The 22,398-nt window shown below is 48.0% G+C and carries 25 protein-coding genes and 1 tRNA gene; 16 read left to right on the plus strand and 10 right to left on the minus strand.

Features of this window, described 5'->3' with window-relative positions:
• The 7 genes from DXZ20_RS29690 to DXZ20_RS29720 all read left to right on the plus strand — a co-directional run.
• A partial coding sequence (locus DXZ20_RS29690) for an S-layer homology domain-containing protein (protein ID WP_250565971.1) occupies window positions 1-1,126 on the plus strand: 1,126 nt, incomplete at its 5' end.
• Window positions 1,127-1,270: 144 nt separating this feature from the next.
• A complete protein-coding gene (psb28, locus tag DXZ20_RS29695) occupies window positions 1,271-1,603 on the plus strand; it encodes a photosystem II reaction center protein Psb28 (protein WP_163671413.1) in 333 nt (110 codons plus the stop codon).
• 48 nt (window positions 1,604-1,651) lie between these two features.
• A complete protein-coding gene (locus DXZ20_RS29700) occupies window positions 1,652-2,146 on the plus strand; it encodes a MogA/MoaB family molybdenum cofactor biosynthesis protein (RefSeq protein ID WP_163671412.1) in 495 nt (164 codons plus the stop codon).
• Between the two features lie 178 nt (window positions 2,147-2,324).
• Complete coding sequence (locus DXZ20_RS29705) at window positions 2,325-3,020, plus strand: DUF4333 domain-containing protein (RefSeq protein ID WP_163671411.1); 696 nt, start codon at window positions 2,325-2,327, stop codon at window positions 3,018-3,020.
• Between the two features lie 110 nt (window positions 3,021-3,130).
• Window positions 3,131-3,829 (plus strand): MotA/TolQ/ExbB proton channel family protein, encoded by a 699-nt coding sequence (locus tag DXZ20_RS29710; protein ID WP_163702601.1) that lies wholly within the window; start codon window positions 3,131-3,133, stop codon window positions 3,827-3,829.
• A 140-nt stretch (window positions 3,830-3,969) separates the two neighbouring features.
• A complete protein-coding gene (locus DXZ20_RS29715; protein WP_163702602.1) occupies window positions 3,970-4,404 on the plus strand; it encodes an ExbD/TolR family protein in 435 nt (144 codons plus the stop codon).
• Window positions 4,405-4,407: 3 nt separating this feature from the next.
• Window positions 4,408-4,821, plus strand: coding sequence for an ExbD/TolR family protein (locus tag DXZ20_RS29720; RefSeq protein WP_163702603.1), 414 nt, complete (start codon window positions 4,408-4,410; stop codon window positions 4,819-4,821).
• Between the two features lie 366 nt (window positions 4,822-5,187).
• Here the strand turns inward: DXZ20_RS29720 and DXZ20_RS29725 are convergent, their stop codons facing one another.
• A complete protein-coding gene (locus DXZ20_RS29725) occupies window positions 5,188-5,871 on the minus strand; it encodes a DVUA0089 family protein (RefSeq protein ID WP_163671407.1) in 684 nt (227 codons plus the stop codon).
• Window positions 5,872-6,182: 311 nt separating this feature from the next.
• Complete coding sequence (locus DXZ20_RS29730) at window positions 6,183-6,341, minus strand: hypothetical protein (protein ID WP_163671406.1); 159 nt, start codon at window positions 6,339-6,341, stop codon at window positions 6,183-6,185.
• A 186-nt stretch (window positions 6,342-6,527) separates the two neighbouring features.
• Here DXZ20_RS29730 and DXZ20_RS29735 point away from each other — a divergent pair, with 186 nt between their 5' ends.
• Window positions 6,528-6,839: a YkvA family protein gene (locus tag DXZ20_RS29735; RefSeq protein ID WP_163671405.1), complete on the plus strand. Its 312-nt coding sequence runs from the start codon at window positions 6,528-6,530 to the stop codon at window positions 6,837-6,839.
• Here DXZ20_RS29735 and DXZ20_RS29740 read toward each other — a convergent pair.
• The 3 genes from DXZ20_RS29740 to DXZ20_RS29750 form a co-directional block, all read right to left on the minus strand.
• Entirely contained in the window at window positions 6,836-8,695 is a 1,860-nt protein-coding gene (locus DXZ20_RS29740) for a peptide ABC transporter substrate-binding protein (RefSeq protein ID WP_250565972.1), read from the minus strand. The two genes, DXZ20_RS29735 and DXZ20_RS29740, sit on opposite strands and share 4 nt — an antisense overlap.
• Window positions 8,696-9,074: 379 nt before the next feature.
• The gene (locus DXZ20_RS29745; protein WP_163702605.1) at window positions 9,075-9,422 is read right to left on the minus strand and encodes a hypothetical protein; all 348 of its coding nucleotides are present in this window, start codon (window positions 9,420-9,422) and stop codon (window positions 9,075-9,077) included.
• A 114-nt stretch (window positions 9,423-9,536) separates the two neighbouring features.
• Window positions 9,537-11,120 (minus strand): photosystem II high light acclimation radical SAM protein, encoded by a 1,584-nt coding sequence (locus DXZ20_RS29750; RefSeq protein ID WP_163702606.1) that lies wholly within the window; start codon window positions 11,118-11,120, stop codon window positions 9,537-9,539.
• Between the two features lie 591 nt (window positions 11,121-11,711).
• On the opposite strand from DXZ20_RS29750, the gene DXZ20_RS29755 reads away from it, so the two are divergent.
• From DXZ20_RS29755 to DXZ20_RS29770, 4 genes are all read left to right on the plus strand, one after another.
• Window positions 11,712-12,065: a DUF1830 domain-containing protein gene (locus DXZ20_RS29755; protein ID WP_163702607.1), complete on the plus strand. Its 354-nt coding sequence runs from the start codon at window positions 11,712-11,714 to the stop codon at window positions 12,063-12,065.
• Between the two features lie 268 nt (window positions 12,066-12,333).
• Entirely contained in the window at window positions 12,334-12,768 is a 435-nt protein-coding gene (locus DXZ20_RS29760; RefSeq protein ID WP_163702608.1) for a DUF4079 domain-containing protein, read from the plus strand.
• A gap of 99 nt (window positions 12,769-12,867) precedes the next feature.
• Window positions 12,868-13,413 (plus strand): hypothetical protein, encoded by a 546-nt coding sequence (locus DXZ20_RS29765; RefSeq protein ID WP_163703657.1) that lies wholly within the window; start codon window positions 12,868-12,870, stop codon window positions 13,411-13,413.
• 33 nt (window positions 13,414-13,446) lie between these two features.
• Window positions 13,447-14,208 carry an ABC transporter ATP-binding protein gene (locus tag DXZ20_RS29770; RefSeq protein WP_163702609.1) on the plus strand — a complete coding sequence of 254 codons (762 nt, stop codon included), beginning with the start codon at window positions 13,447-13,449 and terminating at the stop codon, window positions 14,206-14,208.
• 32 nt (window positions 14,209-14,240) lie between these two features.
• On the opposite strand, the gene DXZ20_RS29775 is transcribed toward DXZ20_RS29770, so the two are convergent.
• Window positions 14,241-14,984, minus strand: coding sequence for a winged helix-turn-helix domain-containing protein (locus DXZ20_RS29775; protein WP_163671397.1), 744 nt, complete (start codon window positions 14,982-14,984; stop codon window positions 14,241-14,243).
• A 517-nt stretch (window positions 14,985-15,501) separates the two neighbouring features.
• Here DXZ20_RS29775 and DXZ20_RS29780 point away from each other — a divergent pair.
• On the plus strand, window positions 15,502-15,750 hold the full coding sequence (locus DXZ20_RS29780; RefSeq protein ID WP_163671396.1) for a DUF6761 family protein: 249 nt from the start codon (window positions 15,502-15,504) through the stop codon (window positions 15,748-15,750).
• An 81-nt stretch (window positions 15,751-15,831) separates the two neighbouring features.
• Here DXZ20_RS29780 and grxD read toward each other — a convergent pair whose 3' ends face one another.
• From grxD to DXZ20_RS37900, 3 genes are all read right to left on the minus strand, one after another.
• Window positions 15,832-16,155: a Grx4 family monothiol glutaredoxin gene (gene grxD / locus DXZ20_RS29785; RefSeq protein WP_006518443.1), complete on the minus strand. Its 324-nt coding sequence runs from the start codon at window positions 16,153-16,155 to the stop codon at window positions 15,832-15,834.
• Window positions 16,156-16,320: 165 nt separating this feature from the next.
• Window positions 16,321-16,572, minus strand: coding sequence for a BolA family protein (locus DXZ20_RS29790; RefSeq protein WP_163671395.1), 252 nt, complete (start codon window positions 16,570-16,572; stop codon window positions 16,321-16,323).
• A 182-nt stretch (window positions 16,573-16,754) separates the two neighbouring features.
• Window positions 16,755-17,801, minus strand: coding sequence for a hypothetical protein (locus DXZ20_RS37900; RefSeq protein ID WP_250565973.1), 1,047 nt, complete (start codon window positions 17,799-17,801; stop codon window positions 16,755-16,757).
• 148 nt (window positions 17,802-17,949) lie between these two features.
• Between DXZ20_RS37900 and DXZ20_RS29800 the strand changes: the two genes are divergently transcribed.
• Window positions 17,950-20,091 (plus strand): S8 family serine peptidase, encoded by a 2,142-nt coding sequence (locus tag DXZ20_RS29800; RefSeq protein ID WP_163702610.1) that lies wholly within the window; start codon window positions 17,950-17,952, stop codon window positions 20,089-20,091.
• A 505-nt stretch (window positions 20,092-20,596) separates the two neighbouring features.
• On the opposite strand, the gene DXZ20_RS29805 is transcribed toward DXZ20_RS29800, so the two are convergent.
• Window positions 20,597-20,670, minus strand: a tRNA-Pro gene (locus tag DXZ20_RS29805).
• Window positions 20,671-21,082: 412 nt separating this feature from the next.
• Between DXZ20_RS29805 and DXZ20_RS29810 the strand changes: the two genes are divergently transcribed.
• Window positions 21,083-21,574 (plus strand): hypothetical protein, encoded by a 492-nt coding sequence (locus tag DXZ20_RS29810; RefSeq protein ID WP_163671392.1) that lies wholly within the window; start codon window positions 21,083-21,085, stop codon window positions 21,572-21,574.
• 246 nt (window positions 21,575-21,820) lie between these two features.
• Window positions 21,821-22,398, plus strand: a 578-nt coding sequence (locus tag DXZ20_RS29815; RefSeq protein WP_489670951.1) for a phosphohexomutase domain-containing protein, incomplete at its 3' end; no start/stop codon positions are given.

The raw sequence follows: 22,398 nt of genomic DNA on the forward strand, positions 1-22,398 counted from the left end.
CGTCAAAGGCTTTTTTGACGGTTCATTTCGCCCCAATGCATTGGTGACCAGAGCCGAGTTCGCTGCTCTGGTCATGGCGACATTTCCTGCGAGTGACGGTGACAATCGCCGGTTTAAGCCCTTTAGGGATGTCTCTTCTAATTTTTGGGCCCGTTCAGTGATTTATCAGGCTCAGGCCCAGGGCTTTATCGCTGGTTTTCCAGACAATACATTTCGGCCCAATGATCCCATGACCCGAGCCCAGTCCCTGGTGGCCCTGATTAATGGTTTGCGACTGGGCCAGGGTATGGCATCCGAACTCGGAGTATATCGGGATCGCGCCCAGGTGCCCCCCTATGCCGTTGAGGAAATTGCCATTGCTACCCGTCAAGGCATCGTGGTGAACTATCCCGATGTGGCAGAACTGCGACCGATGCAGCCCATTACTCGAGCTGAAACCACGGCTTTGGTTTATCAGTGCCTGGCCAATCTAGGTCGGATGCAGTCCCTGACGTCTCCATATATTGTGGAGCCAGCCAGAACCGCCGTTAGTAATAGTGTGGCTGCTGCCAGCAATACAATTGTCACCCACAGCCACTGGGCCGATGACTTCTGGCAGTCCCTCAAGGCGCACAATTTTCTAGAGCGGACCAGTGCTCCCGACGCCTCCATGACCCGTGCACAGTTTGCCAGTTTAGTGGTGGCTGCCTTTGCTCCGAAACCAAAACGTTACCCGGTTGCGTTTCGTGATGTACCTTCATCCCACTGGGCATCCCAGGCCATCCACACCGCCTATCGCGCCAAGTTCCTCTCAGGGTTTCCCGATTATACCTTTGCGCCAGAGCAACCCATCTTAAAAATTCAGGTGCTGCTGGCTCTGGTTAGTGGCTTAGAGCTTACCGCTAAAGATACGGCTGGATTGCTTGCCCGTTATCAAGATAAATCCCAGGTCCCTCGCTATGCAGAAAGCGCGATCGCAATCGCCACAAAACTTGGTTTAGTCTTTAACTATCCTGACCTAGACCTGCTATCCCCTAACCAGGTGGCCACCTATGGTGAAGTGGCCGCTATGGTTTATCAAGGATTAGTGCTGCGAAAGCGCATGCCCCCCATCTTGTCTGACTACCAGGTGCACCCCCAGATGTAGGGTCATCCCATGGAACGTCCCTACATCAATACCTATGGACGAGGATTTTCAAAGAGTGTTTTAAACAACACTCATATGATGGGATGATGGAGCTTAATGCTTTTTAACAAATAGCCCATAGTCATTTAGTTAGAGGACAGCGCAATGGCAGAAATCCAATTTGCTCAGGGTGTAGCTGAGGAAGTCATTCCAGACGTGCGGCTCACCCGTGCTAAGGACGGTTCAGATGGCACTGCTACGTTCTACTTTGATAAACCCAAGGCCCTCGTGGAAGAAGGATTTGAGGTAACGGGTCTTTACCTGGTAGACGAAGAAGGCATGATGACCAGCCGCGAAGTAAACGCCAAGTTTATCAACGGCGCACCAGCTGGCTTAGAGGCACGTATACTGCTTAAGAGCCGCGATGAGTGGGATCGGTTTATGCGCTTTATGAATCGCTATGCCGAAGAGAAAGGATTAGGCTTTACGAAGAGTTAGTTTTGAGTTTTGTAGAGATTGCTCTTCTCGACGTTTTGACTATTATCCATGGCTACCCCCCATCCCGATCCAGATTTCACCCCAGCTATCTGCGGTGTCATTACTGTCAGTGATACACGTACGGTTGACACTGATAAAAGTGGACAGCTGATTAAGGTCAAACTGCGAGAGGCAGGCCATCGATTAGAAGCGTATCGGTTGGTGAAGGATGAGCCGGATCAAATAGCTGGCTTAGTAAAGCGCCTGGCTCCGACCGTAGATGTCATTATTTGTAATGGAGGGACTGGGATCGCCCCCAGGGATACCACATACGATGCGATCGCAACCCTATTAGTAAAAGAAATACCTGGCTTTGGCGAAATTTTTCGTCACCTTAGCTATGCTGAAATTGGCTCTAGAGCCATTGCCTCTAGGGCTACTGCCGGGGTGTATCAATCTACCCTGGTATTTTTGCTACCGGGCTCCAGCAATGGTGTTGCCCTGGCCATGGATACTTTGATTTTGCCGGAACTAAGGCATTTAATACGGCAGATGAAGGGATAGGTTATTAATGTAGAAACGTTCCATGGAACATCTCTATCTCGGAACGGTGTAGGTATCGATTTTGAGGAGAATCTCAGGGTTTTCCCCCATCACTCTAGGTTCTCTTAACCGGTCCTTTACCTGGCATCTGGGAGCCCCCGTTATAGTGAATCTTGGTCAACATTTGCGTTATCACAGAATGGTCGCCATCGTTCGGTTGGGGGCACTGCTAGGGTTAATTCTTCTCAGCAGTTGCTCACGACATTTGAATATGTCTCGGATAGAGACAGATATCCAGGATAACATTGAGCGCCAAGGGCGGCGGCTTACCCTGAAGGATGTAATTTGTCCAAATCGTGTCAAGCAACAGGCGGAAGCATATTTTCGCTGTGTCGGTGAACTGCCAGATGGTGGCCAGTTCACCATTAATGTGATCCAGCAGGATGATCAGGGCACGATCGCGTGGGATGTGCCCAGTTCTAAGGTGATCATTAATTTGGTATCCCTTGAGGAAAAAATTCAAGAGGATATCAGGGAAGCGGTGGGGAAAAGCTTAGCCGTGGATTGTCGCGATACATATCGCATTAATAAACGAGGCGATTCATTTGAGTGTGACGTAGTGGGTGCTGGCACGGTAGCTGCGGGTCGAGTCGAGTCAGTGCTGGTCAAAGTCAACGGCGAAAGCAATTTGGAATGGCAAGAGGTGATCGTTGGAGCAATCCCAACTGCTGCACCCCAGCCAGGGACTGAAGGTAACGCCACACCCGCAGCTACCCCAGATGATGCAACAGCAGACGAAGATCCCCCAGATACATCGACGACGGCATCGAACCCTGGCACTGAGTCGAGTGCGGCGGGTGAAGAGACAGGGGAGAATGAAGGGGATCGCCCGTAGATTCGGCGGCGCTGCATTCAGTTTGTATCCACATTTTTGAATCGCGTTTTAATAGTTTCAATCGGTAAACGGCAGACCGGACAGGCAAACGTAATCCAGGAAATTCGGCTATGGCAACTGTATTTGATTTTCTAGCTAAGGGTGGCCCGGTGATGGTACCCATTGTTGGAGCTTCGGTGCTAACAATTTCATGCGCTCTAGAGCGGACACGTTTTTGGTCTGATCTGCTACGCCGTGAAGGCAAAATTGTCAGCGATGTTTTGGATGCAGCTAAACGGGATTTAAATGAGGCAGCTGCGATCGCAAATCAACACCACGATACCCCCATTGGCCGGTTTTTGTTTGCCCCCCTACGGTTAAACAACGCCTCCCCTGAAACCTTCCGCCTGGCCATGGAAACAGCGGCGGATCGTGAATTCGTTAAAATGCGCCAGGGTGAAAAACTACTAGAAACCATCGTTGCCATTTCGCCACTGCTAGGTCTGTTGGGTACGGTAACGGGTCTAATTGCCACCTTCTACAGCTTAGATATCGGCGGCAGCGGCGGCGGTGAAGGAGCCAGTGAAGCTGCAGCGGGTATTGGTGAAGCGCTGATCACAACAGCCGCCGGCATGGTAGTCGCGATTTTAGCGCTGCTAGTGCTGCGGATTTTGGTCTCTCTCCAGAGCCAACAGGCTGACTATTTCTCAGAAGCTGGTAACGAGCTAGAGCTAATCTATCGTCAAAACTGGTACGAACCTGCTTTATTAGCCTCAGAAAACGGTCACTCTGTTGAAGAGCCATCAGTCTCAGCAACCTATCAATCATAATTTAGTTATTTGTTATTCGTTATTTGTTATCGGCCTCAAACAAATTTGTTTCGGTCTACTGAATTAGAGACCCAATAACCAAGACCCAATAACCAAGACCTATCCCCCACCTGTATCTTGATACCCCCATCCAAACCTCTATGCCCTTAGGTAAACGCCGAGAAAGTAAAATCCCCACCATTGATTTGGTGCCGATGCTCACGGTAATGATGGGTGTGCTGGCATTTTTTGTGGTGATTTCGGTTTCTTTGGGCAGTGAACAGCTGATTGAAGTAGAACTCCCCCCAGAGCAGACAGAGGATGTGCCGCCAGACCAGTTACCCTCTGCTGATGAGATTTTCATTGTAGAGATGGATGAGAATCAGGAAACTTCGCTCAATGGCCAGCCGATTGATAGTACACAGCTAGCATTAGAGATTGACAACTACCTGCAGAAGAATCCTGATAAGACGGTTTATCTGGTACCGGATCAGGAGCTGCCCTATGAGAACGTTATGCAGTTTCTAGGAGATATGCGTGCGGTCGGTGGTGACCAGGTCTCTCTGGCGTTAGAGGATGCGGATGAGGAGGAGTAGAAGATGGGCTTACGATCTCGTCATGGAAATTCTGGAGTGCCTGAGGTAAATCTGGTACCGATGATGGATGTGTTGATGACGGTTCTGACGTTTTTTGTCATCATCTCCATGGAACTCAGCGGTGTACAGATTTTTGGAGTGAGTTTGCCCCAGGCAGTCTCTGGTGTAGATGAAGAGGTCGTTGAAAAGATTGAGCCATTGGTAATCGGTCTGCGAGAAGATGGCCAGACAGTGTATGAAGATGAGCCGATAACAACTCCAGCATTGGCTCCTATTATCCAAAGCTATTTTGCCGAAAACCCAGACGGGTTTGTCATGCTCAAGGCAGATCGAACATTGCCCTATGCCGATGTGGCGAAACTCCTGGCAGACCTGCGGGGTATTGGTGGTAAGCGAGTTTCTTTGGCGGTTGAATAAAAAGAGTCAACAACACTGTTATTGTTGCAAAAAATAATGCAGTGTTGTATTTAAATCGTTAGAGAAAAACAGAAGAGATTAGCAACAATAGTAAAAACTGTTGTGGTAGGTTTTTATGCCGCTGAGTTGTGATATTAGTTCCTTGAGCGATATCCATTGGCACATACTACGGAGCAGAGCTTCAGGCCAGACAAAAGCAAGGCTACTATATAAAATCTGGCATTGCTGATCCTCAGGATGACTGTAGTTGTGAGATACCATTCAATAGCAATGGCTCTAGACCGGTTTATCCCCTAAATCAGCCATCGCTAAAATACCGTTGCTGACTACAGAATGAATCAGCAACGGCATGATTGGGAGGTGAATTTACGTTTGGCGACGGCGATGTACAAGTGCACCTACACCGGCTAAAGCAAATGCCAATGTGGTTGCAGGCTCAGGTACCTGAGTCGGTGGATTAGGTTCTCCCTCATCAGGTTCTGATGGGGGTAGGACACCAAGGATATCCAATGCCCACTCATTGGTACGAACATCACCAGTAAAGTCACAAAACATACTGTCAGTTGTACACCGTGCAAAGTTACTGGTGAAGTTGGCATTACCCTCCTGTCTGAAGCCATCAGCCAGGTTGGTGGTGTTGCTAAAGTTGTTATACTGCGTCAATGCCAGTGTGTAGTCGCCAGCCTTTAGCACAATATCCAGGAAGCCGTCATAGGCCCTACCAGTGGTAGGGTCATTAGCAACTGTGCCAGACTCATCATCGTCACTTAAGAAGATAAAATTCCCGTCACCATCAAACAAAGACAACACAGGATCAAAACCGCCTGCATCAATGAACGTTCCATCTGCTTGAGTACCACCTGCGTAAGAGTAAGTTCTGAGGGTGACTGCTGATTCTGTAGCTATGCTGAAATCAAACAGCTGTACATCATCATCTTGAGCGAATGTGCCACGGAGGGAAAAATCGACAGCCAAAGCTGCACTAGTCATACCAAGCGTGGTCACTATCGCACCAGTGACCACCCCCATTAGGGCTGACAATGGTTTCATAAGACTGTTTTTAAGGAATGTTTAGGCGCTTAGACAGCTGCTTGCTGATCTGTAGGGTAGATTTGCCTGTGAGGTGATGAATATATAAAAGCGTTTACTGCAGCAACGGTAGACATCTAAAAGCAGTAGTTTGAGATGATGTGCTCGCCTGATATTGCCAACTTATTTCAAATGAACAGGTATCAACAACCCAGAGTGTGCAACTTTAATAAGAACTCAATTAATCTTTGCAAGATATGAAATTCTTCTATGATTGGTAGTTATTGCCGGAGAAAGACGGCGAAGGCTTGTTCAGCCTTCGTTTCCGTAGTTCAGTGGGTAAGGATGTAGCGAATGATATGCCCGTTATCTGCCTGGGAGCCAAAGCTACTGACAAACTGCCCCTGACCGCCTGTTTCTAGCTGCTTGAGTATGGTTGCATAGACTCCAGCCGTAGTACTGCCCACATTGGGATTACTCAATAGCCCCATAGGTAAAAACAACTGAAGCAGAACGACAGGCTCATAAGCTGATAGTATTCCCTATCAAGCAAAGGCCAATGAACTAGCAAGCCGAGCATTTCATAGCATCAGTATTGAGTAAAGCTGAATTTTTTTCCCTATGATCTCGTCTTTTTAAGGGAAATGGCATCATTAGATAATGCGTTAAAGATTTCTATGAAGCAACTGGTTGAATCGTTTTACGCCTTATATCGCAGCGGCTTACGCAATCCTAAATATCGCTGGTTGATTATTTTTGGGACATTGACTTACATATTAAGTCCCCTTGATATTTCTCCCGATTTGCTTCCCATTGTCGGTTGGATTGACGATGGGGTTTTAATTACTCTGTTGTTGACCGAAGTTTTTTATCTATTTCAGGGGGCCTTCAGCTCCTCTGATCAGGATATGGTTGACGAGCAGACCCCGGCCAACGAAGATGATGACGAAGGCGTGGTCATAGATGTCAAAGCTCAAGAGGTTCCTTAAGGGGCTTGATCTTCTGATTCGTTGTCTGGTTCGGATTCTTCAGAGGATTGTTCTACGTCCTGACTATCAATAATATCTATATCTTTGCTGTTGGCTTCCTCTGAAGGCATGTCTGCATTATTTTCAACAGACTCCACGGGTCGCCAGTTGGCAATATCCCAGGTACTTGCATCCCAGGGCGTAAAATTATAGCCAGTAATACGATAGCTAACGGCATTGGAGAGCGCCCGATGCACAATGGGTAACACTGCCACATCGTCCGCTAACATCTGATCCATTTGCCGAAATAGTTCGTTGCGCTTATCGGCATCACGTTCCTGGCGGGCCGTATTCCACAGTTTGTCGTACTCTGCATTGCAATAGCGGGCATTGTTGGGTTTTTGCCAGTTGTTGGCCAGTGCCGCAATGTTGTCGCAGGTCCACCAGCCCATGTAAATCGTAGGATCAGGGATGTCATTGCCGATGGCATATTCCTGCATGTCGGCATAGAAATGGTTGATGCTGTTGGTTTGCTCTGGGTCAGCAGAGAAAAAATCCTCAGTGCGGACCCGCTCAATCAAGATGTCAATGCCGATGGCTGCTAGCTGCTCTTGGACAAGACTTTGGGTGGCCTGGCGAATCGTGCCGATGGAGGTTTGGAAGAGTAGCTGTAGGGGTTGGTCGTTGCGATCGCGAATACCATCATCATCGCTATCGACCCAACCGGCTTCTTCCAAAAGCTCCTTGGCCTTCTCCACATCATGGTTAAAATCGATCAGCTCATCTTCCGCAGGCGTTGGTGCCATCAATAACTGAGAGGTGGGAATCCCCAAATCTCCATAGAGCTGGTCAACGATGGCCTGTCGATCAATGCCATAGTCAATCGCCTGTCGGACCCTCACATCTTGCAAAATTGGGTGAGGGAATTCCTTACTCGCGCGTTCTTTAGCCTCAGTTTCTTGATCAGGATCAGCAAAATTCAACATAATGCGCTCCACCTGGCTACCAAAGGTAAGCACGAGCCCACCGGCTTCACCGGTTTGCACTAAATCCACTAAGGCCGCTGACTCTAGCTGAATATTATGGGCAAAATCGGCTGTTCCATCTCGCAGGACATCGCGGGCAGCCACATAGGGCGGAACATTACCCAAAATTTCGATGCGCTTAAAGCCCCCCACAGGCTGACGATAAAGCTCATTGGGGACAAACAACAAACGACCATTGGCCTCAGTCAAATAGCGATAGGGACCAGTGCCCACCGGCTGAAAGTTAGCTGGAGCTTCCCGAGCCTTACGGCTGTTGAAATCTTTGAATAAATGTTCTGGCAAAATCAATCCATTTAGACCAGTAAACGGCATTTGCCAGCTGGCTGTCGGCTGTTTAAACGTAATTTTTACCGTATGGTCGTCAGTGGCTTCTACCGATTCAATATCTTGGTAGTACTGAGCCGTAACCGCAGCAACGGTGGGATTAGCAATAAATTTATAGGTGAAAGCGACATCTTCAGCAGTTAAGGCTTCTCCATCTGACCATCGCAGGGTTTCTTTCAGTTTCCAGGTAATGGAGAGGCCATCCTCACTAACACCCCCATTGTCTAGAGAGGGGATTTCAGCCGCCAAAACCGGGATAAGCTCCCCATCAGGGCCATAGCTGGCCAGCGGCTCATAGATAATACGCGCCACTTCGAAGTCTTGGAAGCCAGTCGCTAAGTGAGGATTAAGGGTAACAGGAGCCCGACCATAAATCAGCGTTAACACCTCTGGAGGAGCTACGTACTCGTCAAGGGAGTCATCATGGGGAGAATCAGTGGATGACACAGGCTGTACAGGTTGTTGGCATCCAGTAATCAGTACCGATAATGCCAATAGACTGGCCATCCTTTTTTGCACGAGGGGCAGTTGCCGTAAGGATTGGGACCAGGAAAAAAGCATGTGTACGTTATGGAATCAGTGTGACCATGTTTGATAGTAACTGCTGCTGCCACCAAGTTGCTGGTGGCGAATCACAGCAAAGTTGTAGCCAGAACACTATGGGATTTCTCCTGACCACTGTCCATTTCTTAGAAGACCTAATTGGTAGATGCACCCTGATGTCCTCCCCGGTGGAGTAATCCACTGGGGAGTTTTTTTGCTTTTATGGACATCTCAAACCAGTCGTTGGTAGCGATTTGACTGGGTTTGAAAAATTTTTATGAGCTAAATACCAGAAGGCACCTGGTGGCCCACCAGGTGCCTTCTGGTATTGAAGGGAGCAGCCTTACTCTGCTACAGGTGCTTCAACTTCAGCAGTAGCCCCATCAGCCTCATCGGTGGCGGCTTCAGCAGTTACTGCGTCAGTTTCTGTAGCCTCAGTTTCTGTAGCTTCAGTTTCTGAAGCCTCTTCGCTAACGTCAGGTTCAGGCTCAGGCTCAACTTTCTGAGTGGGTTTAGGACCTCGCATCAAAGCTGGGTTGATAGGCGGCTTTTTCCGATCGTCCTTATCGCGCTTGCCTTTACCCTTGCCCTTACCTCTGCCTTTGCCTTTAGCTCTTTCCTTATTCTCTGAAGGTTTACGGTCCCTATCCTCTGGGGGACGATCTTTCTTCAGAATTGGTTTATCTACCATGGCACTCCGTCAATTCCTGCCTAGTGATCCTAACATTTGCTTAATGATTTACTTTGGTGGCTTTTTGCATACCCAACAGTGAATCCAACTTTGAAGATAATCACACTATCGAGACTATTGAGCGATGAGTTCTGGTTGCTTATCCACTAACGTTGGTTTCACAGGAGCTGTTAACGCTTCTTCCAGCGGGGCCAGACCGAGACGGTCCTCCAAAATATCCATCACTTCTCGACCAAAGTCGTTGGGGTTTTGACGAAAAGCCTGCAAGCACACATCGCCAAAGAAAGCACCCAGGGGTTCTGGATTCCAGAGCAGTTTATTCGCAACCCAGGGGAGATAGATGGCCAGCGGATTGTAGTCCTTCTTGAGAAGATTGTTCTCAAACGCGTAGGTTTCTAAATGGGTATGGGGTTGCAAACCAATAAAGAAAATTGCGGGTTCTACCTTATCGCGACCAAAAATTGCTTCTAGGGCACGATGATACGCCAGGGTCTGGCGTACGGTTTCCATCCGCTCATCGATCACATTGAAGGAGTAATTAACCGAAACTAGATCATTAAACCCGGCGGCTTTAAGGTCGCGGCAGTTTTGCAAAACAGTACGTAGGTTATACCCCATGCGCATCTTACGAACCAGTTCTTGAGAGCCACTGGTAATGCCAATCTCAAAATAGTTCATCCCGGTTTTGACCATCAGATCGCACAGCTCAGGTGTGAGATTATCAGCCCGGATATAGGCGGCCCAGTGGATATCCTTCATACCTGAGTCAATGATTTTTTGTAGGAGCTCAACGGCATCGTCAATAAAGCGACGAGCCGGAATAAATTGAGCATCGGTAAACCAGAAGTTACGGATACCACGGTCGTATAGCTGTTGCATTTCCTTAACGACTTCGTCGGATGGATTAATGCGTACCTGCTTGCCTTCTACAACGGTGTAGACACAGTAGCAACAGTTATGGGGACAGCCTCGTTTGGTTTGAACGCCAATGTAAAAATCGTTTTCCTGGAGATAGTAGTTAAATTCAGGCCAGATTTTTTCGATATAGGCGTAATCGCACGCGCTTTTCTCAATAGCAGTTGGCCATTCATGAATGAGACGTTCGCGGGGCTCTGTTTCACCAACTACGTAGCAGCGTTCACCACTGATGGATTCCTCGCGAACTAATTTTTCCAGCAGTAATTCGCCTTCACCGACGGAAACAATCGTGCCCTTAGGCATCCATGAGGCGACTTGCTCATAGAAAACGCTAACAGCACCACCACCCACCACCAATTTTGCATCAGGGCAGTAGCGCTTAGCCCGTTTAAAGCCTCGTTTAATCAGGCCAGTATTTTGCCAGAGTTCATTCATGTAGGTGGCAACCATTCGCACTCCCCCCAGGGCCCCACGCATCTTAACTAGGGGGTTGCGGGCGTAGTTGAACTCGAAGGCATTTTGTAATGGATTGCCGCCACGTCCACCAACCGGTGCATAGATTTGAATATCCCGCCAAGAAAAGACCAAAACGTTAGGCTGAAAATTATCAATGCAGCGATCTAGTGCTGAGCCGAAGTCCAGGGCTGGGAATGTCCCCAAATCAAAGATACGTTGCTCTATATCGGGAAAGACCTTGTGAAGGTGGTCTGCCAAGTACACAACCCCGATGGGAAAAATAGGGTTACACGGAAGTCGGACGTATAGAACGCGGTTAGCCATTACTGCACTGGTTGCCTAATGTTACGTAGCGTAAAAAAATGAAGTGAGTTTTCAGTTTTTTCACATATCGTTACGATAACATTGCTGTTCTGAGATTTCATCGCTGCCGTACATCCCCCAAGGTGACCAACACTCCCAAAACCATGGTGTCTAAGGCAAAGGATTGAAAAACCAGGTAGCAAGGAATTTAACTTCTCAATCCACTAGTGATTTTTTTGTATCGATTAAAGCAGTATAAATGTCATCTTATCTGAACATTTAGTGACACTTCTTAAGCTCATATAAACTCATAAAGGTAGTACGTGAATTCCCTTACATTAGCTAAAAAAATAAAAATAATTGGGTGTTTCAAGAGTAATAGGCTGAGTTTTGGAATATCTTATTTCATTGCTTTTAATTGTTCATTATTAAAATAATTACGTTTTTTATTCGCAGATAGTAATAAAACTGATAAACCATCAAAGCTCCTTATGTTGAATGTGTAAAGTTTTCTGAAAACCTCATCGGTAGCAGCTTTTACAGTTGTTGGGGATCACTAAATGTTAGTGTTATGGATACTGTTGGCATCCCTCCACACTCTTTTCTCCTCCCATGACACAAATACTCGATCCCGTACCCTTTGATGATACGAAAACAGTCTTATGTTGCTATGTGAATGACTCTAGTAGGATTCAGGTAGCTAGAATTACAAATATTTCAAATTGGTATTTTGAACGTGTTGTTTTTCCAGGGCAACGATTAATGTTTGAATCACATATTAATGGGCAATTAGAGATTCATTCTGGCTCCATGGCAAGCTCTATTTTGGAAGATACAGTTCCCTGTTCGCGTCTAAGGATTGATAACGCAGAAGATATAGTGGGTGACGAGAGTCTTGGCTCAGCTTTGGATTTAGAAAGTGAGGCGTCAGCTGCCTTGAATGCGATGCAGCCGGTCCATGGTTAGTCCTCGTCATATCCGTTAGGCTCTTAGGCTCTAACGCTAATGGTGACGCTGTCTCTAGCAATTGGTTAAATCGCTGCCTCAAGTCGTCACGTTTGGTATGTCACAGTTGAGCGGGCTAGAGGCAGGCTTGTACATCAGTTTTAGTTAGCTCTTAGGCAGGTGATTGAGCTGGCCTAGCAGTACTGCTCTATGGTAAGGCTTACAAAGGTTCTGATATTTCTGGATAGGCTCGGAAATATCAGAACCTTTAGAGTTTAGGGTAGTGCGCATGGACTTGCCATCGTTTATTTGGTTGTGGCGTATTGCGGCCTGGTCTATGGGGCTCTCTGTCACGGTGTATGGGGGGTTGCTAATGACAGGTGGCTTTGTCTGGTATGCACGTACTCAGCAAAATCCTCAGCTTAGTTGGGTGAGAGTGATACATTTTTTGCTGGGCGGGGTACTGGTTGCTTTAGTGCTGTTATTGCTGAGTATTGGGATCATTGGCACATTGGGCGAGCATGGCAACCTGGGACATTCCTGGCATTTGTGGGCCGGGCTGTCAGTTGTCGGTTTAGTGCTAGCGTCATTAGCGGCTGCTACTCAGATTTCTAGCCGCCCCTGGGCTCGTACCCTGCATGTGACACTCAATGCCCTACTTTTCATTGCGTTTGCGGCGGTTAGCTATAGCGGTTGGGATGTGGTGCAGCAGTATTTGCCATAGGGTATGTGAGCTTGGGATTTACCCGTGGATGGCAGCACAACGACCAGACTCTTTGAACTAATGTTACGCTCAAAATCTGTGGCTTTTGACTCTATACCTATGTCTTCGGCGGATAAGCCAATTGACCGGTTTCGTATTTCACCACTCATTAAGGTGACGTTACTCAGTTTTTATGTGGCGTTACTGTTACCACTGCCATTTTTAGCCCAGGCAACAGATGCCCCCGTTGGCCCTGGGCTACTGGTGGTGCTCGCTCTGGTGGGAGCTCTTTTTCTGGGGGCAGGGTTAAGTGAACAGGTACAAACCTCCGATGAGGGGATTGCCCTGGTGTCACCGCTGCCCTGGCGTGGTTGGTTTTTGCAATGGTCTGAGATTAAAGCTCTAAAGCCACGTTCAACCGGACAGAATGGCACGGTCTATTACTTTATTACTGCAGCCGCTGACCGAGCTTATTTATTGCCAATGCGGGTGGTCGGGTTTGCTCGACTGGTGCGTACGGTGGAAGCAAAAACTGGGATTGATACTCAGGATGTAACACCGTTGGCGCAGCCATGGATGTACCTGTTTTTGCTGGTAATGACAGTCTTTTTGCTGTTGATGGATGCTTGGGCCGTGTGGACAGCTACCCACGGCGGTGTAGTTTGAAATAAATTAGTCAATTAGCCTGGGTAATGTGTTTTGCACAGCAGTCATGCCGTCCTAGAATTTACCGACGTGTCTTTGCGGGCCAATGTGGGTATGGGTCTATTGTTGGATCGCATATCGTTTGCGATCGCAGCCAAATCTCGCCTCGCCATTGTCGGACCATCGGGGGCAGGCAAAACCACACTGCTACGACTCATGAACCGCCTCAGCGATCCGAGTGACGGTCAGATCACCTATCAACAGCAACCCCTCAAACACTATTCAGTGATAGACCTACGCCGCAAAGTCGGCCTGGTAATGCAAGATAGTACGCTACTGGACCAGTCTGTAGAAGAAAGTCTGTGTTACCCGGCTCGCCTGCGTGGCGTCGGTGCCGCCTCGGCCAGACGTACATTACAGCCATGGCTAGAGCGGTTAAAAATTCCCCAAGATTGGTTAAGTCGTCAGGCGGTGGAACTATCGGTGGGGCAGCGCCAGCGAGTTGCGATCGCACGCACTTTGGCCACTGAACCTGACATCGTACTGCTCGATGAACCCACCGCTGCCCAAGATACGGGGTACGCCCAGTACTTACTCAGCTATCTCGCCACCCTAGACAAGGTCAGCGCTGTCGTCATGGTCAACCACCAGCTAGAACTTATGAAAGATTGGGCCACCCATGTTTTATATGTGCAGGGGGGCAAACTGGTAAGCTACCAGCCGGTTAGGCAGGTGGATTGGGGGCGTTTAAATCAAGCAATTGTAAACGCCCAAAAAGAAGACGATTGGGATGATGATTGGAATGAAAAATCGTAGAAACGTCCCTACAATTTTTAATTGAGATATCCTCAAACCGCATTGACGGCCTTAGCCACACCTACACCCACCGGATGATGGTTATGCGTATGCAATCGCTCAATATTCAACCGATACCCCACATTGCGTACGGTCTGAATAACACTTGGCTGGCGGGGATCCACCTCAATTTTTTTACGCAGCGATAACACGTGGGTATCAACCGTGCGGGGATTATCGATGGCATCGGGCCAAGCCCGTCGCAGTAAGTCAGCCCGGCTCAAAGGCGATCCTTCGGCTTGGGTAAGCACATACAACAAACTAAACTCTTGGGGTGTCAGGTCAATAAACTGCTCCTTAAAGCGCACCCGACGCTGTATTAAGTCGATATTCAAATCGCCATAGGTCAACGACGCAGGGGCCGTGATTTTACGATTGCGTCGCGTCAGTGCTTCGACCCTCGCCAAAAATTCTTGCATGCCAAAGGGCTTTTTTAGATAGTCGTCAGCTCCGGCCTGTAACCCTGCCACCACATCCGGCTCACCTGACTTAGCAGATAGGATCATCACCAGAGGACGCCCTCGCTGCTGTAACCATTGGCAAAGCTCTAAACCATTACCATCCGACAGCTCTGTTTCCAGAATCACCAGGCTAGGCTGGGCCGTTTGAAAGGTTTCTTTAGCCCGCATAATGTCAGCAGACTGGTTCACTCGATAGCCTGCCTGTTGAAGATGCCAACTAAGTAGCGATCTCAGGTGAGGATTACCCTCAATAATTTGAATACACGTAGAGGCCACAGCTAATTGAGAAGCCCAGGCTTCATAACACTCTCGTAGAAGAGTATCAAAGACCTCAAGAATATTTTGTAGTTGCGGCTACGGGGCTGATGATGCGTCCGTATTTATATCTGGTCTTTGGGTAGATACTCATATATCCATAATGCAACTATTACAGAGACGAAACCACCACAGTTAGCAATGTAAACCCGTTAGTCAACTCTATATAATTTGCAAAGGATCGAATAATGGCTCAAATTAAGCTGATAAAATCTTAGAAAGAATACTGAAAAAACAAAAAAAGTTTACATAAACCTGAGCGTTGGAATAAATAGTGCAAGAATAAATATAGCTGTATCTACCCCCTGCAATTCTAATTCTTACAACTGTTTTTCCGTCACTACATCGGTGATTCGTCTCCATCGGATAAATGTCGGTTATTTAGCAGAAAGTCGACTAGCAAGCCCCCCATTATTGACTCATCCACAGCGCTAGCAGATAGGTCCCGATCAAGCGGTTTAGAGGAGGCCCACACACAATGCTTCAAGATGCAAAAACAATTCGCTACTACCAGAGAATTACCGATGCCCTAGTGGATCAGTGGAATCGTGGATACCGTAATGACGACTTACGACGCTATCTCGAAGGGTATTTAGCAGCGCTCCGTCATTCGGATGCCCTAGAGCCCTATTTGATCCATCGTCTAGAGGATGAAGTAAATCGGTTTTTATTTGATTCCTCAAATTTCGTTACAGCACAACCCCAGCCCGAACATGACTATCGTTAATGTTTAGCTAGGAATTTTTTGCCAAATATTTCTTAGCGTTCAGGAGGACATCCATCAGCGATGCCCTCCTATTTCTATTATTTAAGATGCCAAAGCGACTTCAACCATTTCCTGTAGCTTGCCACTTTGATAGAGTTCGATCATGATGTCTGAACCACCAATAAATTCACCGCCGATATAAACCTGGGGAATCGTTGGCCAGTTGGAATATTCTTTAATGCCCTGACGGATGTCGTAATCTGCCAGCACATCGATGGTTTCATAAGGAGCACCCAAAGAGTTAAGAATTTGGGCAACATTGTTGGAAAACCCGCACTGGGGCATCAGCTTAGTACCCTTCATAAACACAAGAATTTTGTTGGATGCGAGCAAGCTGTCGATTTTTTCTTTGACTTCTGGAGACATGGCTATAGCACTCAATAACTAAGCTAACTGTTTGACGTCGCTGATTTACAGGGTAAAGCTGTGGGGACACATGCTATTGGCCAGACCTTTTGAGCTTGAGTCCTTTTAAGAATCAGCAACGCCAGTTGTTCTATGTAATCTTATCGAACGATTTGTCCCATTGTGTTAACCCTGCTGGGCCCACTCCTCAGGAGTAAAGGTTTTAAGGGTCAGCGCATGGAGATCGCCCGTTACCATCGCTGCATTAACGCTGCCGTACACCAGCTGATGCTGTTTAACGAGATTGAGTCCCTCAAATGAGGTGGAGACGATCGTGGCTTGATAATGATCTTGAGTACCCGTTAGATCCTGGATGGTTACCTGGGCATCGGGTAGCTTTGCTTTAATCAGTTGCTCTACTTGGTTGGCAGGAATCATAGGAAAAAGTCGGTGAGAAAAATTCGAAGCTGCTTGATATAGACAGTGGGTGATGCTCAACATTAAACGTGAACAGCAGACACTGCCTACCCTAACTATCTTGACTTAGGTTCACCCTACTCGGCCAATCCATGTACATGGCCAATCGATGTACGTAAGATGGAGATAGCTGTTATGAGCACTTATTGCTCAGAGGAGGTTGCCGTCTCTTCATTGACAATGTAGGGCTGAGCGACAAACCCAATTTCAAGGAGCTGATCGTAAGCCTGCTGTCCCAGAGCACGGGTGGGGTTTTGGCTGCTAAGTACTTCCACTAATAGGGGAATAGCTAACGTAGGCTGCTGTTGTGCTTGATAGGCACGCGCTTGTTTTAAGGAGGCCTGATCCCTAAGCTCCGCTGCCTCCAGGGCTTGTTGACGCATCTCGTTGCTAACGCGACGGTCAATTCCTGAGAACGTGGTCAATAGACTTTGATAATAACCAGAAGATTGATTTAAGGTTTCCCTTGCAGCCTGTAGGCGCGCCACCGCAGTGGCGTAGTCAGCAGCAGCGTAGGCGGCATCCGCTTCATTAATCAAAAGTTCAGCCGCACGAATCCCCGTAGGACTATCCCCTTGATTCAGGGGTCGGGCGACGTTGGCAACGGCATTACTGGGATCTTCAGACCCTGTGCGGCGATAAGGTCGGCTGACAAAGCCCAGTTCAAACAATTGTTGATAGCCATCCAGACCTAGATCGCGGTTAGGCCCCTGGCTTTGTACAATTTCCACTAGCAGTGGAACGGCCAATTCTGCCTGCCCCTGGGCCCGATAGATCAGAGCCTGTCTATAGGTGGCCTGATCACGCATCTGGGCGGCATCACGGGCACTGATGCGCAAGCTACTGCTGATGTCTGCGTCCACCCCTGTAAAGGCTGCTGCAATATTTTGGTAGCTGTTGGACGTTTGGTTTAAAATTTCTCTGGCTTCTTGAAGTTTGAGGACGGCTAGATCATAGTCCTGACTCTCAATGGCGGCTTCTGCCTCTGCCATGAGGCCTTCCCCAGGTGCAATTCCTAAGCCTGCATCGATGTCTCCCTGAGCCAACAGAGTGGGGGAAGATAAAGTCTCCGTGGCGTCTGAGGTAGCTATGGAGGCTGCTGGGGCAACAGGAGCCAACAGAGCAAAACTAGCGGCTGCTCCTAAAAAGGAGAACATACCAGGTTGAACAATGTGTGATAAAGAAACCATGGGGCCGACTAAATTGATGACAAGGCAATTGATGACAAGGCGGGATAACAAAGCGTAACGATTTGGTTCACAGAGGGATCTAGGTTTTAGAACCCTAATATATCGTTACAGAGGTTATCAATACACAGATTTTAGATTTCCAGGCATTGTGCCTATTGTCAAAGTGGATGTTGTCCGTGAAGTACCTGAAATGACTACAGGAGAAAGCTTACAAGGGGTTAGCCCAGAGCAAGCAGGGGTGATTTTGCAACGGGGTGGCGAGGAACTCTTGCTCTATAAGGTGCACAACTGGCTGACAATTCGGATTGAAACCTTGGAAGAACAGTCGAGTTTGCTGGAGTACCTTAAGCAGGAATGGCGTCCCCTCGCTGTGAAATCAGTGGCGCGGGGACAGCTCATAGCCTTGAAGGTGCATCGTCAGCAGCTAGAGAACGCTCTACAGATGGCGCGCCAGTTGGACAGCATACGCTTTGCCAGTCATGTATATGAGTTAGCGGCCAGTCCTAAGACCCATATTTATTTACTGGATCAGCTCACTGTACAGTTTACGACTGAGTTCCCTTTAAGAACCATTGACGAACTCGCAAGGGAGCTAGGCCTTATCCGCGAAAAAGGATTGGATGGGACCGAACGTACCTATATTTTTCGGGTCACTAAGGCAGCAGCCGAGAATCCGATTAAACTAGCCAATCGCCTGATGCGTAATGCTCAGGTGTTAGTGGCTGAGCCCAATGTGGTCGTGTCTACAGCTCCCCTATATCGGCCCAAAGACTCGCTTTATAGTGAACAGTGGCATTTACAGCATCAAGGGGGACGTGGCCTGGCTTCAAAGTCCCATATTGATGCAGAAAAAGCTTGGGACATTACTCGGGGTAGCCGCTCAGTGGTGATTGCGGTAACCGATGATGCCTTTGATCTCAACCACCCAGATTTACAAGGCATGGGGAAATTAGTTGCTCCGTCCGATCTGAAGCATCGTGATGGTTTACCCATGCCTAGTCAGGCCCATGAGAATCATGGTACAGCGGTGGCTGGCTTAGCCGTGGCAGAAGAAACCGGTAGTGGTGTTGTGGGGGTGGCTCCAGGCTGTAGCTTTATGCCGATTCAAACGACTGGGTATCTCGACGATGAATCGATCGAGCAGCTGTTTGAAGGGGCGGTTAGTCGGGGCGCATCCGTGATTTCCTGTAGCTGGTCCCCCGCAGCGGTTTATTTCCCCCTGTCGCTGCGCCAGCGTAATGCCATTAATCGCGCTGCTACCAAGGGACGTAATGGTAAAGGGTGTGTGGTGCTGTTTTCAGCTGGCAATGCCAACCGACCGTTAAACGGCAAGGTGCGTGAGCTCGGCTGGCCTAAAAATGCCTTACGGGGAGTGACCCAATGGCTGGGTGGGTTTGCAATGCATCCGGATGTGATCACAGTGTCAGCCAGCACTAGCTTGAATCAGAAAGCCGTCTACAGCAATTGGGGCAAACATGTCTCTGTGGCAGCACCCAGCAATAATGGACCGCCGAGTATGGCGTTACCAGATGTAGGACAGGTGGAAACCGGGCCTTTAGTGAACGGATCGTTTGCTGGTTTGGGCATGACCACCGCCGATCGCACAGGTAGGACGGGGTATAGCCGGACCAGCTATACCAGTTCATTTGGTGGTACATCGAGTGCTTGTCCTGTCGTGGCAGGCGTGGTGGGCTTGATGCTATCAGCCAATCCAGACTTGGATGCGGGTGAGGTGAAGCAAATTTTGCAAGATACTGCCGACAAAATTGAAGACAAAACGCCTGATCCTCAGCTGGGATTGACCTATGGCAGCTACGACAATCGTGGCCATTCTCTATGGTTTGGCTATGGGAAAGTGAATGCTTACAAGGCAGTTAAAGCCGCTCAAGATCGGTATCTGGCCCATCGCCGTCTCAGCAAGGTGATTGAACGGACAAGTGCCGTTACCTTAACTATCCCAGCTGATAGAACCGCGATGCAGAAGGCTGGGATTACGATCAATCAGCGAGGGACGCTGCAAGATATTCAAATTTATGTAGAGATTCGCCATGGCTTTTTGGGAGATCTGTCCATTGCAGTGATGTCGCCCCCAGGAAAATCCGTGTTATTGCAAGGACGTACATTGGGGCGACAAACCCAGTTACGCAAGACCTATACCTTTGAAAATACGCCTGCCTTAAGTTTGTTGATGAACGCTGGGATACATGGACGTTGGCAGCTCAAAATTTTGGACCATAGTGAAACTCACCAGGGACAATTGTTACAATGGTCACTAAAGCTAGGCATTTAGCAGAGATACGTACGCCAATTGTCGTGCAAATAAAAACCTTATTATTTGAGGCTCTGAGCTTACGCTATATATGGTTGGAGGGGTTAGTAACACAGCTTACTCATTTTTTTGCTGAGGATGCTAAATTTATGGGTATGACGCTTTTATTAGCGCAATACCCACTACCAACATAAATATATGTTGCTGGCTTACTGGTGATATCTACATGTCCTGCGTAGGTAGTAGTTACTACCAGTTTTTTGGGGGATATTACTACACTGCCTCAAGTATCGAGACATCAGGGTTTGATTGAACAGACTTACTAGCGTTGATAGGGATGCTAGTTAAATGTGTGAGCGAGTGTTTGTGATTGATATGACAAAATCTGTAGCTATTTCTGGATGGATATCAGAAATTATGGGTTTGTCGGCTAGATTATTCCATTTTTTTAGGACAGCTGAACTAGCAGTCCAGCTGTCTGGCAATTCTTAGTACGCATGCACATGCTAGTTGATCAGTTACAAAATCGGGATGACTGGATTCGAACCAGCGGCCCCTTCGTCCCGAACGAAGTGCGCTACCAAACTGCGCTACATCCCGTCTCAGCTCACCTTAAGCAATCGCTAATTCAAGTGATTTATACCTGAATTATTGCTACAGGTTATTACTGCTACCAAACTAGGTTATCACACTCACTTTTAGAGTGACTTATTAGTTCATGCTAATAGGCATAACTTAGAGGGAAACGTAGTAAATCTGAGATATGCACTATGATTGCCAAGGGCTTTACTGATTTTTCAAGGTTCTAAGCCTATGTTCGTTAGTTTCTTTATATATCTAACGTTTCAATTTGGTTTCATATGTGCATCCTTACCCTAAGGGTGTGAGTTGTTCCCACTTTACTGACACACTATTCATGTTGCTGTTGCTATGCGCTGCGATTTGATACAGACAGGTAAGGAATTACTGAGTCTGCCAATGTAGCGAAAGTTAACCGCTTAGGAGACCATCCGTGTTTGCTCTCAATATTGACTGTTCACCCACTGCCGATGCATTAGAGGCAGATGTACTGAACATAACTAATGTCCCTACGGGGTTTGATTTTCAAGTTTTGAAGCCATTGGAAATGGTAACAAGCCAGTTTGCCGGGGTGAGTTTTGGATGTGCGATCGCACTGATCCCTTCTAACCCCAGGTTTGTGGCACGAGTAGGAGAGCGGATAATCATGCCAACGGGTAATGACAACCGCTTGTCCATCGCCCTAGACGACGACGTCGACTCCTTCTGCCTCTGGGGTCGTTGCACACAACCCATGGTGCTCAAGGTATTAGAAAGTGGCGGCAAGGTGCTGCAAATCCACAGCGATAAGGCCTTCCGGTGGCCCAATAGCTCAGAAACGGCGCTGCTACCTCTCCAGATTCTAAAACTAGAGAATATGAGTAATATCGCCATGATCGAGCTCTTTGCCGATGCGCCATTTACCATTGAAGGACTTTCTGTATAAGGACGCTCTGTGTAGCGAGCTATACCTACTAATGCTGCCGTGGTTGCGGCATTTGCTCAAATTTGCTGTCTAGGCAACTCTTCAGAGCACTCGTCAGTCTATTTCAGTAAGGCTAGGTTCGAAAAATACTGTGTTATGGGGCTTTCCCCTCTGGCATTTGCTAAGGGCACTGTTTAAACTGCTGAGGGGATCAGGATCTCCCTTAGCATCTGTGAATTCCTTAGATGTGGCATTACTGAAATCATTATGGCAACCGCATTATCTCCATCGGTATTTGTAGGTAAATCGATTAAGTTTGGTACAGATGGTTGGCGTGGCATGATTGCCGCCGACTTTACCTTTGAGCGTGTTGAGCTAGTGGCCGCTCTGTCCGCTAAAGTTCTCGAAGACTATTTCGGCAGCAACGGCAGCCGTACAGTGATTGTGGGTTACGACCGCCGTTTTCTATCCCCTGAATTTGCAGGCCATGCCGCTGAGGCAATTGCCCAGGCTGGTTACGACGTATTGTTATCTGAATGTTTTGCACCCACCCCTGCCTTTAGCTGGGCGGCTCACGAAAAAAGCGCGTTGGGTGCCATTGTGATCACGGCTAGTCACAACCCCGCTGCCTACTCTGGCTTAAAGGTTAAAGGTGCATTTGGCGGTTCCGTTTCCCCCGATGTCACTAAGAAAGTAGAGTTGATGCTGCCCCAGGGGAAGCCCGTGGCTGATAAGCCGGGCACAATTACATCTTTTGATCCCTGGCCTAGTTACTGTCAAGCACTTCAGGGCATGGTGGACATCGACGCTATTCGCTCTGCCATTGCTGATGGCCAGCTAACGCT

The organism is Adonisia turfae CCMR0081 (assembly GCF_011009555.1).
Lineage (GTDB): Bacteria > Cyanobacteriota > Cyanobacteriia > Phormidesmidales > Phormidesmidaceae > Leptothoe > Leptothoe turfae.